Source organism: Bradyrhizobium sp. 33ap4, from assembly GCF_032654765.1.
Taxonomy (GTDB): domain Bacteria; phylum Pseudomonadota; class Alphaproteobacteria; order Rhizobiales; family Xanthobacteraceae; genus Bradyrhizobium; species Bradyrhizobium australafricanum.
The window spans coordinates 1-16,942 of the sequence record NZ_JAUMTJ010000056.1; the positions used below are offsets into that span (position 1 = coordinate 1).

17 protein-coding genes are annotated in these 16,942 nt (G+C 64.8%); 4 read left to right on the top strand and 13 right to left on the bottom strand.

Annotated elements, in window-relative coordinates; all coding sequences use genetic code 11:
• Window positions 1-70 precede the first annotated feature (70 nt).
• The 3 genes from Q2M23_RS33230 to Q2M23_RS33240 form a co-directional block, all read right to left on the bottom strand.
• Entirely contained in the window at window positions 71-1,735 is a 1,665-nt protein-coding gene (locus Q2M23_RS33230) for a thiamine pyrophosphate-binding protein (RefSeq protein ID WP_316398312.1), read from the bottom strand.
• A gap of 209 nt (window positions 1,736-1,944) precedes the next feature.
• Complete coding sequence (locus Q2M23_RS33235) at window positions 1,945-2,748, bottom strand: dienelactone hydrolase family protein (protein ID WP_316398313.1); 804 nt, start codon at window positions 2,746-2,748, stop codon at window positions 1,945-1,947.
• A gap of 162 nt (window positions 2,749-2,910) precedes the next feature.
• Window positions 2,911-3,930, bottom strand: a complete 1,020-nt coding sequence (locus tag Q2M23_RS33240) for a L,D-transpeptidase family protein (protein ID WP_316398314.1) — start codon at window positions 3,928-3,930, stop codon at window positions 2,911-2,913.
• A 187-nt stretch (window positions 3,931-4,117) separates the two neighbouring features.
• Between Q2M23_RS33240 and Q2M23_RS33245 the strand changes: the two genes are divergently transcribed.
• From Q2M23_RS33245 to Q2M23_RS33255, 3 genes are all read left to right on the top strand, one after another.
• Window positions 4,118-5,092 (top strand): lytic transglycosylase domain-containing protein, encoded by a 975-nt coding sequence (locus Q2M23_RS33245; RefSeq protein WP_316398315.1) that lies wholly within the window; start codon window positions 4,118-4,120, stop codon window positions 5,090-5,092.
• 138 nt (window positions 5,093-5,230) lie between these two features.
• The gene (locus tag Q2M23_RS33250; protein WP_076832668.1) at window positions 5,231-5,857 is read left to right on the top strand and encodes a Crp/Fnr family transcriptional regulator; all 627 of its coding nucleotides are present in this window, start codon (window positions 5,231-5,233) and stop codon (window positions 5,855-5,857) included.
• A gap of 360 nt (window positions 5,858-6,217) precedes the next feature.
• On the top strand, window positions 6,218-6,490 hold the full coding sequence (locus tag Q2M23_RS33255; RefSeq protein ID WP_316398316.1) for a hypothetical protein: 273 nt from the start codon (window positions 6,218-6,220) through the stop codon (window positions 6,488-6,490).
• A gap of 111 nt (window positions 6,491-6,601) precedes the next feature.
• Here the strand turns inward: Q2M23_RS33255 and Q2M23_RS33260 are convergent, their stop codons facing one another.
• The 10 genes from Q2M23_RS33260 to Q2M23_RS33305 all read right to left on the bottom strand — a co-directional run bounded on the left by Q2M23_RS33260 (window position 6,602) and on the right by Q2M23_RS33305 (window position 15,891).
• Entirely contained in the window at window positions 6,602-7,636 is a 1,035-nt protein-coding gene (locus Q2M23_RS33260; RefSeq protein WP_050382451.1) for an ATP-grasp domain-containing protein, read from the bottom strand.
• Entirely contained in the window at window positions 7,633-8,841 is a 1,209-nt protein-coding gene (locus Q2M23_RS33265; protein WP_316398317.1) for a putative zinc-binding metallopeptidase, read from the bottom strand. Before Q2M23_RS33265 ends, Q2M23_RS33260 begins: the two co-directional genes overlap by 4 nt.
• 8 nt (window positions 8,842-8,849) lie before the next feature.
• Window positions 8,850-9,227, bottom strand: a complete 378-nt coding sequence (locus tag Q2M23_RS33270; RefSeq protein WP_076832674.1) for a hypothetical protein — start codon at window positions 9,225-9,227, stop codon at window positions 8,850-8,852.
• Window positions 9,228-9,425: 198 nt separating this feature from the next.
• Window positions 9,426-10,709, bottom strand: a complete 1,284-nt coding sequence (locus tag Q2M23_RS33275) for an RNA polymerase sigma factor (RefSeq protein WP_057020111.1) — start codon at window positions 10,707-10,709, stop codon at window positions 9,426-9,428.
• Window positions 10,710-10,798: 89 nt separating this feature from the next.
• The gene (locus Q2M23_RS33280) at window positions 10,799-11,194 is read right to left on the bottom strand and encodes a YciI family protein (RefSeq protein WP_076832680.1); all 396 of its coding nucleotides are present in this window, start codon (window positions 11,192-11,194) and stop codon (window positions 10,799-10,801) included.
• Between the two features lie 382 nt (window positions 11,195-11,576).
• Window positions 11,577-12,272, bottom strand: a complete 696-nt coding sequence (locus Q2M23_RS33285; RefSeq protein ID WP_057020113.1) for an AprI/Inh family metalloprotease inhibitor — start codon at window positions 12,270-12,272, stop codon at window positions 11,577-11,579.
• A complete protein-coding gene (locus Q2M23_RS33290; RefSeq protein ID WP_076832688.1) occupies window positions 12,272-13,255 on the bottom strand; it encodes a 2-hydroxyacid dehydrogenase in 984 nt (327 codons plus the stop codon). Before Q2M23_RS33290 ends, Q2M23_RS33285 begins: the two co-directional genes overlap by 1 nt.
• Window positions 13,255-14,043, bottom strand: a complete 789-nt coding sequence (locus tag Q2M23_RS33295; RefSeq protein WP_316398318.1) for an ABC transporter permease — start codon at window positions 14,041-14,043, stop codon at window positions 13,255-13,257. The genes Q2M23_RS33290 and Q2M23_RS33295 overlap by 1 nt, the downstream gene beginning before the upstream one ends.
• Complete coding sequence (locus Q2M23_RS33300) at window positions 14,040-14,843, bottom strand: ABC transporter ATP-binding protein (RefSeq protein ID WP_316398319.1); 804 nt, start codon at window positions 14,841-14,843, stop codon at window positions 14,040-14,042. The genes Q2M23_RS33295 and Q2M23_RS33300 overlap by 4 nt, the downstream gene beginning before the upstream one ends.
• Before the next feature lie 16 nt (window positions 14,844-14,859).
• Complete coding sequence (locus Q2M23_RS33305; RefSeq protein WP_316398320.1) at window positions 14,860-15,891, bottom strand: ABC transporter substrate-binding protein; 1,032 nt, start codon at window positions 15,889-15,891, stop codon at window positions 14,860-14,862.
• A 144-nt stretch (window positions 15,892-16,035) separates the two neighbouring features.
• On the opposite strand from Q2M23_RS33305, the gene Q2M23_RS33310 reads away from it, so the two are divergent.
• Window positions 16,036-16,842, top strand: coding sequence for a creatininase family protein (locus Q2M23_RS33310; protein ID WP_316398321.1), 807 nt, complete (start codon window positions 16,036-16,038; stop codon window positions 16,840-16,842).
• Window positions 16,843-16,942 lie beyond the last annotated feature (100 nt).

Genomic DNA, 16,942 nt, shown 5'->3' on the forward strand with positions numbered 1-16,942 from the left:
GCCCGGAATTACCGGGCCGTCGTCACTCTCGCTGCCATCGTCCTATGGCTGCGATAAGTGTCCACACCACCTAGCGCTTGCCTTCGATTGCGATCTCGACGAGGTACGGCCGCTGCGCCGCGACAGCCTTTGCGACGGCACCGGCAATGTCGTCGGCCTTCTCGACCCTGACCGCCTCGACGCCCATGCCGGCCGCGAGATGCACGAAGTCGAGCGCGGGGCCGGTGATGTCCATGTTCTGATAGGGATGCTGGGTACCGGCCTCAAAGTTCTGGCGCCAGACGTCCACATTGTGCTTGAGGATGCGGTACTCGCGGTTGGCCAGCACCACGAACACGATCGCAAGCCTGTGGTGCGCGGCGGTCCACAGCGCCTGGATCGCGTACATCGCCGAGCCGTCGCCGGAGATCGCGACCACCGGACGATCCGGCATCGCGACCTTGACGCCGATCGCCCCGGCGAGGCCCTGGCCGATGCCGCCGCCGCGGCCGCCGAAATAATCGCCGAAGCCGCGATAGTCGAAGGCGCGCGCGAGATCGAGGCTCGCCGTGATGCTTTCATCAACGATGACGACATCATCGGGCAGGCCGCGACGAAGCTCCGCGGTGACACGCGGCATCGCGGTCGGCTGCCGGTCCCGGCTTTTCTCGACCCGCGCGCGATAAGCCTCCTTCTCCTTCGCCTGCAATTCGGCCAGCGCGGCATTGCGGTTCTGCGCGGCCTGCCTGAAGTCCGCGCTGGCCTTTGCACGTACCGCCTCCGTCAAGGCACCGACGCTGACGGCGATGTCGCCGACGATGCCGGCATCGAGCCGGTTGTTGAGCGCGAGACGCTCGGCCGAGGCTTCGATCTGCAGCACGGACGCGCCGTGAGGGATGTGGCCGCCAGGCGCAAACCAGATGTCCTCAAAGAACGGGCCGCCGACCAGCAGCACGAGATCGGCATCGCCGAGCGCCTTGCGCACCTGCCTTGCGTCGCCCGGAAGCGACTGACGATAGCTCGGATGGCTGGTCGGGAACGGCGCGTGATGGCGGAGCCCCTCGAACCACACGGTGGCGCCGATCGCTTCCGTGAGCACCACCAGCGCCTGCTCGCCGCCCGATCGTGCCACGTCGTCGCCAGCGATGATGGCCGGCTTTTTCGACTTCAGAAGCAGCGCGACAAACGCTTCGATGCCGGCCGGATCGGGGCGCGGCGAGCGCCACAAATTGTCCGGCGCCAGAGCATCGACCGCGGTCTCCTGTTCCATGACGTCGATCGGCAGCGACACGAACACCGGCCCCTGCGGCGCATCGGTCGCCACCTTGAACGCGCGGCGCATGATCGGCGCGATCTCGTCGGCGCGCTCGATCTGCACGCTCCACTTGGTCACCGGCGCCGCCATCGCGACGAGGTCATGGCCGAGCAGCGGATTCTTCAGCCGCATTCGCGTATCCTGCTGGCCGGCCGTCACGACCACGGGCGAACCCGCCTTCAGCGCGCCGTACAGCGAGCCGATGCCGTTGCCGAGGCCGGGAGCGACGTGCAGGTTCGCGACCGTGACACGCCCCGACGCCTGCGCGTAGAAGCTGGCGGCGCTGACCGCGACACCTTCATGCAGTGCCATGATGTACTCGAGTTGCGGAAATGCCGGCAGGCTGTCAAGCAGTGGCGTTTCGGTCGTGCCAGGATTGCCGAAGATATGACGCACGCCGTGCGACACGAACGATTCCATCAGCACACGACGCCCGCGCATTCGCTCCCTCTCGATTGTTCTGATCCGTTTTGCGCATCATCGGCCGGGGAGCGCCCCGTGGCAACCGTGCGAGACGGCCAGCATCCGCGCGCCCGGCTGCGTCTTCCGCATGGCTACAAGGCGCCGCCGCGCCAGCGAGGCCGCGGCCCTGCCACTTCCGCGGCCGAACCAGCCAAAGAAAAGGGCCACCGTTTAGGTGGCCCTTTTGCTTATTTCTTGAGGTTGGCGGCAAACAGCTTTGCGGCTTCGGCCTTGGATTCCTGATCGGCCTTGGCGTCGTATCTGAGCGGCAAATTGAACTTCTTGCCGAGCTCGGTGGCTTCGGGGTTGGTGAACGCGTGAACCGCGCCGGGATACTCGACGATGCGGTAATCGGCCTTCGCGGCGTCGAAATCCTTCTTCAGCGCATCATACTGCTCGCGCTTCACGAACGGGTCGTCCGCGCCGTTCAGGATCAGGATTTTCGCCTTGACGGTGCCCGGCGCCGGTGCGGGGGTATTGAGACCGAGCGAGGCGTGGAAGCCCGCGACGGCGGCAAGATCGGCGCCAGTGCGCGCCATGTTCAGCACCACCGCGCCGCCGAAGCAGTAACCGACGGCGCCGATCCGCTGCGGATTGACCGAGGCCTGCTTGGCGAGTTGCTCGCGCGCGGCATTGAAACGCTGCTCCATCACCTTCGGGTTCTTCATCACCGAGCCCGAGAGCGCGCCGGCATCCTTCGGGTTGTCGGCGGTCTTGGCGTCGCCGTACATATCCGCGACGAACGCCACGTAGCCCTGCTCCGCGAACTTCCGCGCCTCGCTATGGATATGCGGGGTGATGCCCCACCATTCGTGCACCATGACGATGCCGGGCCGCTTGCCCTGGGTCGCGTCGTCATAGACGACGAAGCCCTTCATCGTGGTCTCGCCGTCGGTATAGGTGACCGGCTCTTCCTTGACCGCTGCGTGCGCGCTCGCGACCATCGCGATGGCGCAGAGTGCTCCCACTATGTTCGTTATGATCGTTCGCATGCTGACCTCCTGCGGGTTTGGCACGACGCGACATTGGCATACCAGCGAATCCTGCGCTAGGCTTTGGAAAGCGGAGCCGCTTCGCTCGCCGGCTGCGCATCATCTCCCGAGCGCGCCAACATTTCTGTCGGTTGCTGATCTGTGAACGATGTTGCGTCAAGGTCAGCGCGTCGCCGTTGCTGAGCTTGTCGCGCTATCGATGAACGCAACCGGCGTGCCCTTCGCGACACCGGCCGCGACGCGCTGCGCGTCCCAGTTGGTGAGCCGGACGCAGCCGTGAGACTCCGCCTTGGAGACCTTGCCGGGATCGGGCGTGCCGTGAATGCCATAGCCTTCGTCCGAGAGGTTGATCCAGACCACACCGACCGGGTTGTTCGGACCGGGCCTGATCGTGAACGGCGTCTTCGATCTGACGCCCTTGAACGCGTATTTCGGATTGTAGCGATAGGTCGGGTTCTTGTTGATCGCCGTCACCTTGAGCGTTCCGCTCGGCGTCGGCTTCTCCGCGCTACCGACGGTCGCAGGATAGAAGCCGAGCAGCTTACCTGCTGCATCGAACGTGCTGAGCGCCTGCCGCGTCTTGTCGACCTCGACGCGCGCGACCTGCGGCGGTTTTCCGGCGTCGACGACGTTAGCAACCGCAATGGTCTCGCCGGCCTTGTCGAACTTCTGTCCCGGATTGAGCGCCTGAAGCAGCGCCTCGCTCATGTGGAATTTTTCGGCGAGCGCTTCGCGCGGACTGGTATAGCCCAGCGCCGGCAGGCTCTTCATGCTCTCCATCCTCGCGGGGATCCTCTTCGCGAACGGCCCCTTCACGTCGGCGTCGACGATCGTGTAGCTGACGATCGCAGGCCCTTCGCTGGCGGTTGTGAGCCCGCTCCAGAGCTCCGGCGTCACCGCCTTGTCGAAGGACAATCCATTCGCGTCGGCAAACGCCCGGAGCGCCTTCTGCGCGTTGTCGCCCAGCTTGCCGTCGATCTCGCCGGGAGAAAAATGCGCGCGGTCGAGCAGGATCTCGAGCTTGGCAACGAAGGCGTTGAGCTGACGACGGTCCGGCAATTTTGCCGGCGGCGCCGCCACGTCGTTGATCGCGGCCGCATCAAGACCCGCGGCCACCGCCGGCGCGGCCGACACAAGCAAAAGTGCAATCGCAAAACGTGCAACGGAAAACGGTCGGAACATCGTGCATCCCAACGTGATCATCTTCCGTAAAGCTACGGAAAGCGTCGAAGTTCCAATGCGAACAGCGGCGAAGTTCCACGGCGAAACAGCTGATTTCGCGGCTTCGCCGCAATCGACCCGCTAAAAAGTCGTGATCCGAAGTGCATTTGCGCGCAACTCACATCACAATTCAGGTCTCTGGAAGCAAATGCGATTTGTCATCGCGGCGCTTGCCGCGTTTCTTGTCTTGATGCTCGACTTCGATCGTTCGCCCGGCTCGATCAACGCCTCAACCCAAGCCCCGACATTCTCGCGCGACGCGACATCCGACGCCGTTCCGTTTGCCGCGCGCTTTATCGAAAGCGCTGATGCCAGCGAGGCGCCCGCTGCGACGGACGCGGACAAGACGCCCGCGCCTGCGGCGCAGCCGAGCGATGCCGCGGCCGAGCCGCAGCTGTCCGCGATCGACAAATTCTGCCACAGCCTGAAGGACGCGGCGCAGGCGAGCGAAATCCCCGTTGCGTTCTTTGCGCGGCTGATCTGGCAGGAGAGCCGCTTTCGCTCGAACGAGATCAGCCATGCCGGTGCGCAGGGCGTTGCGCAGTTCATGCCGGAGACGGCGGCCGAAGTCGGGCTCGACGATCCCTTCGATCCGCTGCAGGCGTTGCCGGCATCCGCAAGACTGCTGCGCAAGCTGCGCGACGATTTCGGCAATCTCGGCCTGGCGGCGGCCGCCTACAATGCCGGCAGCGGCCGCGTCCAGAAATGGCTCGCCCGGCAGAGCGAGCTGCCGCGCGAGACCCGCGACTATGTCCGGATCATCACCGGCACCAAGGCGGAGGACTGGATCGAGCGTGCCGACACGCTCGCCATCCGCATCGACTTGCCGGGCGAAGCGCCGTGCGAAGGCATAGGCGGCCTCTCGAAGGCGAAGGATGTCGCCTTCGTCGCGGCGTCGCCGGCGTCCGCGGTGACGACGATCATCCGCAAGGCCGAGGCCGCGCGAGAGGCGGCAAGGTCGGTCGCCGGCCGCGCGCGCAAGCGGCTCGCGCTGCTGCTCAGAAAGAGCTCGCCGGGCGCGGCCCGGCTCGGCAAGGCGCGCCCGACCGTCGTCGCCGCCAAAACGAAATCCGGCAAGACCCGCGCCATTCACGTCGCCTCGCGCGCGCGTTCGTCGAGCTGAGGCCGCGTCACGACGCGTGCACCGCCGCAAGCGTGGGCCGGCGATATTTCCGCTCAGGAAACTGAGCGCACTGGTGTATGTTGCCGGTCGTTTTCAGATCGGTTTGCTTACAATTTTCGTTTCCCAGTGGGCGTTGTCATGACGTTGATCGATGGTTTGGGTTATCTGGCGTCGGCGCTTGTGTTGCTGACGTTCTGCATGAGTACGATGTTGAGCCTGCGCGCTGTCGCGATATTCAGCAATCTGGCATTCATCAGCTATGGATTGGGCGACCGGATCTACCCGGTGCTCATCCTGCATATCATTCTGCTGCCCCTGAACGTGGTGTTGCTGTTCCAGATGGTTCGGCTGCTTCGGAAAGCGAAGCGTGCTGCAGCGACGGACCTTTCTCCGAACTGGCTGCAGCCGTTCATGCAGCCGAAGCATCTCAAGGCGGGAGAAACGATCTTCCGGAAGGGCGACGACGCCGACCTGCTGTACATGGTCGTGTCCGGCGAGGTCAGGTTTCCCGAGATCGATCGCGGGGTATCGGCGGGTGAACTGTTCGGCGAGATCGGGCTGTTTTCGCTCGAGCGCCGCCGCACGCAAACCGCTCAAGCCGCGACCGATGTAGATCTGCTCTGGATCAGCGACAGCGCACTGAGGAAGCTGTGCGAGCGCAACCCGGGACTGTCGCTGTATTTCCTGCGCCTGACGGCGACGAGGATGACGGAAAACGCAGCTCGCGCAATCGGGGTCGGCGAGGTGGCGCCCAGTCCGGCGTAAGGTGCGCCGCCTCGCTTGCCGGCGCTACGGCGCGGACGACGCCGCAAGGCTCGGCAGCGGCGCAAACTGCATCTCTGCAACGGCCGAGCCGGCGTATGCACTGGCGATCAGGATCATGACTCGAATGGCGACGAACATGGTGCCTCCTCAGTCTTGTTGTTGGTCTTTCAATGCCAAAGACTTCTTTCCCGCCGGTGAGGAAAGCTGGTTGCCGCAACCTTGAAGGCATTGGTAAGCGGGCCGTTTACGCAAGCTTCTGTTCATGAGTTGGGAACCGTATCGGCCGATCGGCCTCGGCCCTAAACGCGCGGTTCACCGTCACCGGGCATTGTTCGCCTCAATCAAGAAGGCGCAAGCACAATGCCGATTTTCAGGACGATCCTTGTTGTCGTATCGATTTTTCTTGCCGGTTTGTACGTCTACGACAGCTGCCACAGTGATGGGCTCGCCATGCCGGTTTCGGTAAACGAAATCCTTGCACGGCGCTGGCCGGAACCGGACGCGTTTCATCCGACGGCGGCCCCAGCGTCCGCGGCTGCCGGCACAGTGACGCCGGCCGCGCGCGTTAGGGAAACGTTTGCGATGTTCATCCCCAAGGATGCGCGACGCCATCCGATGCAGCGCAGCCTTTAGAGCATGATCCGGAAAAGTGGAAACCGGTTTTCCGAAAAGATCATGCTCAAACAAGGAGATGAGATCATGATGCGATTCTGTGGAAACGCATCATGATCTAGCGGCCTCGAGTCAGCCCAGCGACGCGCCGGCCTTGGCGCGGCTTATTCCGAGCGTCACGATGCGCTGCAGGAGATCCGGATAGTCCAGCCCGTCATGCCCGGCGGCCGTCGCGAACTCCTGGCTCTTGGCGATTTCGGGGTTGGGATTGGCTTCGATGAAATACGGAACGCCATTGGTGGACAGGCGGAAGTCGATGCGCGCATAGCCATCGAGCCCCAGCGTCCGGTAGATGCGCTTCGCCAGCCGTTGGATATGGGCGGATAGTTCCGGCGTGAGATCCTCGGCCGGGCCATCGACAATCCCGACGCGCTCCTGATAGCTGGTATCGTGCTTGACCTTTTCGGTGGCGATCTGGCGCGCGGCAGGGCCGCCCATGCTGCCGAATTTCAATTCCCACACCGGCAGCACCCGCAGCCGGTTGTTGCCGAGCACGCCGACATAGAGCTCGCGTCCCTCGATGAACTGCTCGGCGATCGCGGCCGTTCCGATCCGCTCATGGATGAAGGCGACGCGCTCCGCGAGCTTCTCGTCGGTATCGACGATCGACGCCTGCGAGATACCCAGCGATCCATCGCTGCTCAGGCTCTTGACGATCAGCGGCAGCTCGAGACGCGGCGGCCGCTTGACCTTGCGGCGCATCGGAAACACGGCGAAGGCCGGCACCGGGATCCGGCGATGGTGCACCAGCGTCTTGGACAGATCCTTGCCGCGCGCCAGGATCAGGCCGCGCGGATTGCACCCGGTATAGGCGATCTTCATCAGCTCGAGATAGCTCGCGATGTGCTGGTCGTACACGACGTCGTAGTGAAACTCCTCCAGCAGCGTGAACACGACGTGCGGCTTGAAGCCCTCGATCTCGTCGCGTACCGGCTTGATTTCCTCCTGCACGCCGAGCGGACGTACCTCATGGCCGGCCGCGCGCAGGGTGCTGACGACGTCGTATTCCGTCTTCCACTCGTTGATCTCCCGCGCGCTGTATCCATCGCTGGAGTCGGGCGGCACACAGTCCGGGTGCATCAGCACCAGAATGCGAAGCTGTTTCATAGCGCGATCCATTTCCGGCGCGACGGGCCGAACAGCGCGTGCATGGTCTTGGCGGTCAGCAGAATGGTGAAGTTTGTCACGAGCTTCTGCTCGGGGCCGACGGCACGCAGATTGAGCTCGCGGCAGCGCGAGATCATATCATCGAGCACGGCATCGAGCGTCAACTGGTTCTCGCCGGTCCACCGCGCCACCAGCTGCCTGATCTGGGCGCGGTGCCGCCTGATGAAGGCCGCGGCCGGCGGACGCCGATAATGCCGCGGATCGGCGGAGAACAGCTTGGAGAGATCGCGGTCGTAGGTCTTCGGCGGCGTGAAGGCGTAGAATGCCTGCTTCTTCCTGTAGTGCTCGGCGAGCGTTTGCTTGAGCGTATGCAGCGGATCGACCCGCTCGCGCGTCGGGAGCAGCGGCCGCTTGCCGGCGATCTCGCCCATCAGCTCGTCGACATATTCGAGCTTCTTCAGCGCGGGCCAGCCGGCATAGCGCGTCCGCCAGTTCGAGCGCGGCCGCAGCCACACCGCGAAGGTCTCGGCGAAGTCCTCATCCGGATGGCTCTGCGCGTACCAGAGGCGAAGATGCTGGACATAATTGCGGCTGGCCGGATTGGGCCGGTAGTAGCGCGGATAGTGCTGCGACGACGGGCCGAACAGCTGCTGCCAGCGCCGGCGGCGCTGCAGCTGGTAGCCGTGCTGCACGGCATGCCCCGCCTCGTGGCGGAGAATCGCCATGCACTCGGACCACGAGGCGCCCTCGACGTCGAGCATCATCTTCTTCTCGAGCTTCATCAGGCGGGGATGGGCGAGGTAGAACGGGATCGCGATGCCGGGCACATCTGCCGGGCTGAACCATTCGCTCGAGATCCACGTGTGCGGCCGCAACCGGATGCCGCGCTCCTCGAGCTCCTCATAGAGCGTATTCACACAATCGGCGAGCCAGGTGCCCTCGACGGCAACCCTCAGACGATTGAGCGGTTGCGCGAGCAACTGCTCGTCCGTCAGCTTTTCCCAGGCAAATTTGCGGCGCGGCATAGGCTTCCAAAGTCTAAAACAAATCGGACTCTGGATGGTGTCATAGGTTGCCGCCGGCAACAACCGCCGGGCCTTCGCGGCGAGCCTCCGGCCAATGCCGGCATCGGGCCGGCCCGAGTGTCCGCCTTGGGCGGCGGGCAGCGCGCCGAGCCCGATTCGCCGGCTCAAGGCGACGCCCATCTGGCGTCCTACGGCCTGACCCAGCGTTGCACGGCCGCGGCGGTGTCGGCCGGCCTGGTGTTGAAGCAGATGGCGGCATCGGGGGCGAGCCGGTGCACCAGATTCAGGATCGTCTCGAACAGCAAGAGCCGCTCCGGCGGCTCGCGCAGCCCGGCACCGATCACGACGCAGTCGTAGCGGCGCGCGTTGAGGGCCGCCGCCGTCACGGCTTCCGCCGTATCGCCGAGGTCGATCAGGCAGCTCTCGACGTCGTAGCCGAGCGTCCGCAGGCCGTCGATCTGCGCGTCGAGATAGCTGCGCACCAGTTCGGGCGTGAACTGCGGCATGACGGACAGATCGACGAAGGTCGGGTCGAGGCCGATCGCCAGCACGGATGGCTTCGTCATGGTGGCAGTTCCCGGTCCGAGAGAATTTCGTCCGAGCATGCCGCAGGTTTGAGTCGAAATCGCGGACACGACGACCCGCAGCAACCTTGTGAAGCCCGGGTGAGCGAAGCGACACCCGGGGTTGCTCGTCGCAAAGACCCGCATGTCGCTTCGCTCATGCGGGCTACATGGTTTCGCTCCGCCGGAATCGCGGAGCCGTCAGCGGCAGCCATGATCCTGCGCGGCACGCGCAGCGATTGCGGCGCGCCGCTTGAGGAACTCGCGCTCGCGCGAATTGCCGGCTAATGCGGCGGCGGCCTCGAACGCGGCATGCGCCTCCGCGAAACGGCTCAGCTTATTCAGCAGATCGCCGCGCACGCTCGGCAGCAGATGATAGGATTTCAGCGCCGGCTCATCGGTGAGGCCGTCGACGATCGCGAGCGCAGCAAGCGGCCCCTCGGCCATGCCGATCGCAACTGCGCGGTTGAGCTCGATCACGGGTGAATCCAAGAGCGCGGCGAGATCGCCGTACAGCGCGGCGATGCGGCGCCAGTCGGTCGCGTCCGGTGTTCCGGCTTCGGCGTGGCAGGCGGCGATCGCGGCCTGCAGCACATAGAAGCCGCCGGCGCCGCCGAGCTCGCGGGCACGCGCCAGCGCGAGCTGCCCGCGGCGGATCTGCAGGCGATCCCACCGCGCACGGTTCTGGTCCATCAGCAGGATCGGCTCACCGGACGCATCGGTGCGCGCCGCCATCCGCGAGGCGTTGAACTCCATCAGCGCCAGCAGGCCGTGCGCCTCCGGCTCCGATGGTGCGATCGAGGTCAGCACGCGGCCCATGCGCAGCGCCTCGTTGCAGAGCTGCGGCCGCAGCCATTCGTCGCCGCTTGCCGCGGTATAGCCCTCGTTGAAGATGAGGTAGACGACCTCGAGCACGGAGGCGAGCCGCTCGGACAGCTCCTCGCCACGCGGCGTCTCATAGGCAAGGCCTGACTCCGACAACGTGCGCTTGGCGCGCACGATGCGCTGGGCGATGGTCGCCTCCGCCTGCAGGAAGGCGCGCGCGATCTCCTCGGTGGTGAGGCCGCAGATCATCCTGAGCGCCAGCGCGGCGCGCGCCTCCCGCGACAGGCGCGGATGGCAGGCGGTGAAGATCAGCCGGAGCAATTCGTCGCCGATATCGTCGTCGAGCGCGGCATCGAAGTCGGGCATGGTCTCCTGCTCCCGCGCCAGGTCGTGCGCGATCACGCCGTGCTTTTCGGCCAGCATGCGGTTGCGGCGCAGATGATCGAGCGCGCGGCGCTTGGCCGTCGCCATCAGCCAGGCACCGGGCTTTTCCGGCACGCCATCGGCCGGCCAATGCTCGAGCGCGGCGACCAGCGCTTCCTGGGTCAGGTCCTCGGCGAGCGGCACGTCACGCAGCATCCGCGACAGGCTGGTGATCAGCCGCGGCTGCTCGATGCGCCACACCGCAAGAATCGTGGCCTGGATGTCGGCGGCCGTCATCGCCGCCGACCTGGATTCTCGTCCTGACGCGTTTTCTTCACGCGAACCGGCGTCCACTTCGCTTGCGAACGCCCTGTTCGCGCGGCGCATCAGGCGCAGGCGGACACATCGACCTGACAACCGCCGTCGGCGCCCGGGGTGGCGAATGGGCGAACCTCACAGGTTCCCTCCCAACCCGGCATATGCTCCTTGTGCAGCTGCATGAACTCCACGGCGGCGGCGACCGCCTCTTCCTTGTTGCGGAGCTCGAAGATCGCATAGCCGCCGATCATCTCCTTGGTCTCGACGAAGGGCCCGTCGACGACGTTGAGCTTGCCGTCGGTGATGCGGACCTGGGCGCCCATCGCGACCGGCAACAGCCCGCCGGTGTCGATCATGCGGCCCGCCTTGATTTCCCGCTCGGCAAGCCTGCCCATCGCCTCCATCAGAGCCGGCGTCGGCGGGCCCGGGGGCTGGGGCGAGGTGACGATATACATGAAGCGCATCGGAAAACTCCTGTTGGGCGAGACGCGGCGATGATCGCCGCAAGACCGGCTCGCTATGGGGAACGACGATTTGGGAGGGGGTGAATCGACAGCGGAAAGGGAATTTTTTTCAGGCAGAAGCAAATCCTTGGCGTCCCTGCGAAAGCAGGGTCCCATAACCACAGGGTTGAGTTGCTGAAGCGAGCCATGGCCACAGCCGCGCAAAACCAACCGGCATCGTGGCTATGGGTCCCTGCTCCCGTGCGCAATTTCGCACTAGGCGCGGACGACACGGAGCTTGTGGCAATCCCGTAGCCGGGTGAGCGAAGCGATACCCGGGGAATGCACCGGCGAAATCCCGCATATCGCTTGCGCTCATGCGGGCTACGAAGCCAGCCCCGACCTACTGCTCCCGCAGCATGATCAGCGGATCGGCGCTGTCCGGGACACGGCGCCACTGGGCGTTGTCGTCGGCCTCGAACTGCCAGGTCTCGCCTTTGGCCGACATCAGGATCATCTGGCCGTGATCGAGCCGCCACATGGTCGGGTTGAAGGAAGCGACCGCGGGATCGCATTTGCCCTTCAGGAACACCTGGAAATTGTCGTTGCCGGCGTCGGTGTTGGTCAGCACCAGCGTGCAGATCGCCTGGCCGTTGCCGCGCACCATCGACCAGTCGCCGATCATCTGGTCCATCGATTTGGCGAGCGAGCGCGCCGCGGCAAGGTTTTGCAGGATGTAGACGCCCTCGTTGGTGCGCATGCCTTCGAAGATGCCGGTTTCGACCTCGGTGAAATCGATCACGGTCTCGCCGGCGGCATTGTGCAGCCGCACGATGTCGCCGAGGCCCTTGATGCTCCAGCCGGTGATGTCCTTGGTGAAGGGCAGCGCGGCGGCGCAGGCGGGCTCGAGCTCGAGCTTGAAGCCTTGCGGCGCCGTATCGCCCTTCAGCGTCACGACGCAGGTCTTGCTGCGCTCGGTGGTGGCGAGCTCCCACTGCCCGATCATGTCCTTCTTCAACGTCGTGACGTCCTGCGCCGCTGCCGGACCGCACGCGGCCAGCAGCAGACACAGCACGGCGTTGAAGCGGGACAACGACATCAGCGATCCTTGACGGGCGTTTCGGCAACCGGCGTCAGCGGCGGCTTGCCGGCGAACCAGTTCTTGATATTGTCGACCACGAGCTGGTCCATCGCGTTGCGCGTCACCACCGAGGCCGAGCCGATATGCGGCAGCAGCACGACGTTCTGCATCGCCTTCAATTCGTCGGGCACGTTCGGTTCGGCCGCGAACACGTCGAGACCGGCGGCCAGGATGGTGCCGGACTTCAGCGCCGCGACCAGCGCCGGCTCGTCAACCACCGAGCCGCGCGCGACATTGATCAGCACGCCGCGGGGACCGAGCGCCTTCAAGACGTCGGCATTGATCATCTTCGCCGTCGAGGCGCCGCCCGGCACGATGACGATCAAGGTGTCGACCGCCTTCGCCATCTCGATCAGATCGGGATAGTGCTTGTAGGAGACGTCCTTGGACGGATTGCGCGAGTGATAGGACACCGGCACCCGGGACGCATCGAGCCGGCGTCCGATCGCTTGGCCGATCCGGCCCATGCCGACGATGCCGATCTTGCGGTCGCGCAGCGAGCCGACGCTGAGCGGATAATTCTGGGTCTGCCACAGCCCGGAGCGCACATAGCGGTCGGCCTTAACGAACTCGCGCAACGTCGCGATCAACAAGCCCATCGCGACATCGGCGACCTCCTCGGTCAGCACGTCGGGCGTATTGGTGACCACGATATTGTGATCGCGCGCATAGGCGGAATCGACGTGGTCGTAGCCGACGCCGAAGCTGCCGACGATCTCGAGCTTCGGAAACATCGCCAGCGCGGTCTTGTCGGTCGCCATCGTGTGATAAGTGACGGCGATGCCGCGGATCTTGGCCATCGTATCGGGCGTCAGCCGCTCGAGGTCGCCGCGGCTCTCAGCGCGGTGCAGCACGTATTGATCGGGAAAGCCGTTTTCGAGGATTGGCCGGATCGGTCCATAGATCAACAGATCGATCTTTTCGGAAGAAATCGGGGCCATCAACTGTCCTTTCCTAACGCGCTTTCATGCCAACGCCGCAACAACAGGTGCGAAACTAGCGCCAGCAACCCATAAATGACAATCCCGGCCAGCGATAGCAGCAGAAGTGCCGCGAACATGCGGGGAATATTCAGCCGGTAGCCCGATTCAGCGATCCGGAAGGCGAGGCCCGAGCCGGCGCCGGCGCTGCCCGCCGCGATCTCCGCGACCACGGCGCCGATCAGCGACAGCCCGCCGGCGATGCGCAGACCGCCGAGGATATAGGGCAGCGCCGCGGGCAGCTTCAGGAACAGCAGCGTCTGCAGCTGCGAGGCGCCATAAAGTTGAAACAATCCGGCGAGGTTGCGATCCACCGAATTGAGGCCGAGCGTCGTGTTCGACAGCACCGGAAAGAACGCCACGATCCAGGCGCAGACGATCACCGCGGTCTGCTGCTGCAGATAGATCAGGAGCAGCGGCGCGATCGCGATGACGGGCGTGACCTGCAGCACCACCGCATAGGGAAACAGCGAATACTCCAGCCATTTCGACTGGTTGAACAATAGCGCCAGCACGATGCCGCCGACTGCCGCGGCAACGAAGCCTTCGAGCGTGGTCAGCAGCGTGACGCCGAGCGATTGCGACAGGATGGGCCAGTCCGCAACCAGCGTCTTCAGCACCAACAGCGGGCTCGGCAGCACGTAAGGTTGGATGCCATAGCCGCGGACGATGGCTTCCCAGAACAGGAGGCCAGCGGCGAACACCGCAAGCGGCAGCAGAAAACGGACGAGGTCCTGCGGAGATTTCATGCGCCCGCCTGCCCTGCATAGGATGGCGCCAGCGCGCTGGAGACCTCGCGGCAGAACGCGGCGTATTCGGCCGAGGTGCGGAACTCCTCGCCGCGCGGTTCCGGCGAGGTGATGCGAAACTCGGCGCCGATCCGGCCCGGGCGGGCGGTCATCACGATCACGCGCTCGGACAGATAGACCGACTCGAACACCGAGTGCGTCACGAAGATGACGGTCTTGTGCAGACTGCGCCACAGCGACAGCAAGTCGTTGTTGAGCCGAAACCGCGTGATCTCGTCGAGCGCCGCGAACGGCTCGTCCATCAGAAGGACATCCGGATCGGTAACTAGCGCCCGCGCCAGCGACACCCGCATCTTCATGCCGCCGGACAGTTCGCGCGGATAGGCTCTCGCGAACTCCGCAAGCCCGACCTGATCCAGCGCCGCATCGACCCGCGCGTCGGCGTCGGTCGCAGGCAGGCGGGCAAGCTTCAGCGGCAGGCGGACATTGTCGCGCACGGTAGCCCACGGCATCAGGGTCGGCTCCTGAAATACGAAGCCGATGCGGTGGCTGCCGCGCTGCTCCGCGCCATGATGCGAGACCTCGACCGTGCCGGCGCTTGGCGTGGCGAGACCTGCAATCAGCCGCAGCGCGGTGGACTTGCCGCAACCGGAGGGCCCGAGTAGCGAGACGAACTCGCCGCGCCTCACGTCGAGGTCGAGCGGCCCGAGTGCCCTCACGCCGCTGTCATAGGTCTTGCTGACGCCGCGCAGGCGCACAGCCGACGCTGCATCAGATCCAGACAACGCAGGCTCCGCCATCGCCCGTCCGCACCCGTCAGTTCTTCGGCCGGAGCTCGGCGCCGACAGCCTTGTTGACGAAGCGCAGCGTGTAGCCCTGGCGATAGTCGATAGCGCTCTTGACCACGCCGGCGCGCACCATCTTGTCGAAGAAGCTCGCCATCCGCTCATCGGTCATGGCGCCGATGCCGTTCTTGATGGAATCGCCGGAATCGACGATGCCGTGCTCGCGCATCTTGGCGACGCAATAGGAGAGCAGCTCGTCGTTCATGTCGGGATTGAGCTTCTTGATCATCGCATTGCCGGCCGAGTTGTCACCGTAGACGTAGTGGTACCAGCCGACGATCGAGGCATCGACGAAGCGCTGCACGAGGTCAGGCTTCTTGTCGACCAGGTCGCGGCGGGTCTCGATCAGCGTCGAGTAGGAGTTGAAGCCGTAATCGGCGAGCAGCAGCACGTTCGGCCTGAAGCCGGCGGCTTTCTCGACCGCGAAGGGCTCCGAGGTGACGTAGCCCTGCATCGCGGTCTGCTTGTTCACGATGAAAGGCTGCGGGTTGAAGGTGTAGGGCTTCACCTTGTTCTCGTCGAAGCCATATTCGGACTTCAGCCACTGGAAGTAGCTGGTGATGCCCTCCTTCGAAATCAAAAGCGTGAGCGGCTTCAGATCCTCGATCTTCGTGGCCTTGACCTCGGGATGGGTCAGGAAGACCTGGGGGTCCTTCTGGAACATGGCGGCGACGGCGACCAGCGGCACGTTGTTGGTGACGGCGTCGAAGGTCTGCAGCGAGTTCGCGCTCATGAAGAAGTCGAGCTTGCCCGCGATCAGCAGCATGCGGTTGTTCTCGTTGGGACCGCCGGGCACGATGGTGACGTCGAGGCCGTATTTCTTGTAGGTGCCGTCGGCGAGCGCCTGGAAGAACCCGCCATGCTCGCCCTCGGCGACCCAATTGGTGCCGAACGAGACCTTGTCCAAGGTCTGGGCCCGCGCCGGGGCAAGCGCCGCGGCAACGCAAAGCGCGGCGGTCAGAAGGCTTGTGGTTAACGCTCGCAGCAAAAAGGCCGGGATCATGGTTGGACTCCGTCGATCATTATGGCCCATGATGGAAGGCGGGAAGACGTGGACCGCGCCCGGAGACGCGAACCCGTTATGATGTTAAACAAACTAGCCTGCAAATCCATCCCGTGAAACGCTTGTATTGAAACGACCGGCTTGATGACTTCTCAGCTTCCGCCCCGCGACTGGACCGCCATCCACTGGTCCGATATCGCCAGGGATACGGCCGCGCGCTGGATTGCGGTGCTGCCGCTGGCCGCGACCGAGCAGCACGGGCCGCATCTGCCGCTCGGAACCGACGTCATGATCGGCGAGGCCTATCTTTCGCGGGTGCGAGAGTTGCTGCCGGCGCCCACTCCCGCCACGTTCCTGCCGTTGCAGCCGGTTGGCATCTCAACCGAGCACATCGATTTTCCGGGTACCTTGACCTTGCCGACCAACGTGGCGCTGAAGAGCTGGATGGCGCTCGGCGAGAGCGTGGCGCGCGCAGGCGTCAGGAAGCTCGTGATCGTGACCAGCCATGGCGGCAATTCCGCCGCGATGCAGCTGGTGGCGCAGGATCTGCGCGCGCACCATCAGATGCTGGTGGTGACCACGAGCTGGTCGCGCTTCGGCGCGCCCGACGGGCTGTTCGACGCTGGCGAACTGCGCCACGGCATCCATGGCGGCGCGGTCGAGACCTCGATCATGCTGGCGAAATATCCGCACGCCGTGCGCAAGGATGCGATCGCGGACTTCAAGCCGGCCAGCGTGCGGATCGAGAAGGATTATCGCTTTCTGTCGACGCAGCGGCCGGCGCCGTTCGCCTGGCAGGCGCAGGACCTCAATCCGAGCGGCGCGATCGGCGATGCGACCAAGGCCTCGGCCGAGAAGGGCGAGAAGCTGATCGAGCACGGCGCGCGCGCGTTCTGCGAGCTGCTCGCCGACGTCGACAGGTTCGATCCCAGCGTATTTCGCGGCAAATGACCGCGATTGCTTCGTCCTGACAAGCGCGACGAAACAATTCGCGAAACCAAATTTCCGCCCCGGTCTTCGAACCGGAACCGGACAGCCTCCGTCCAACGGG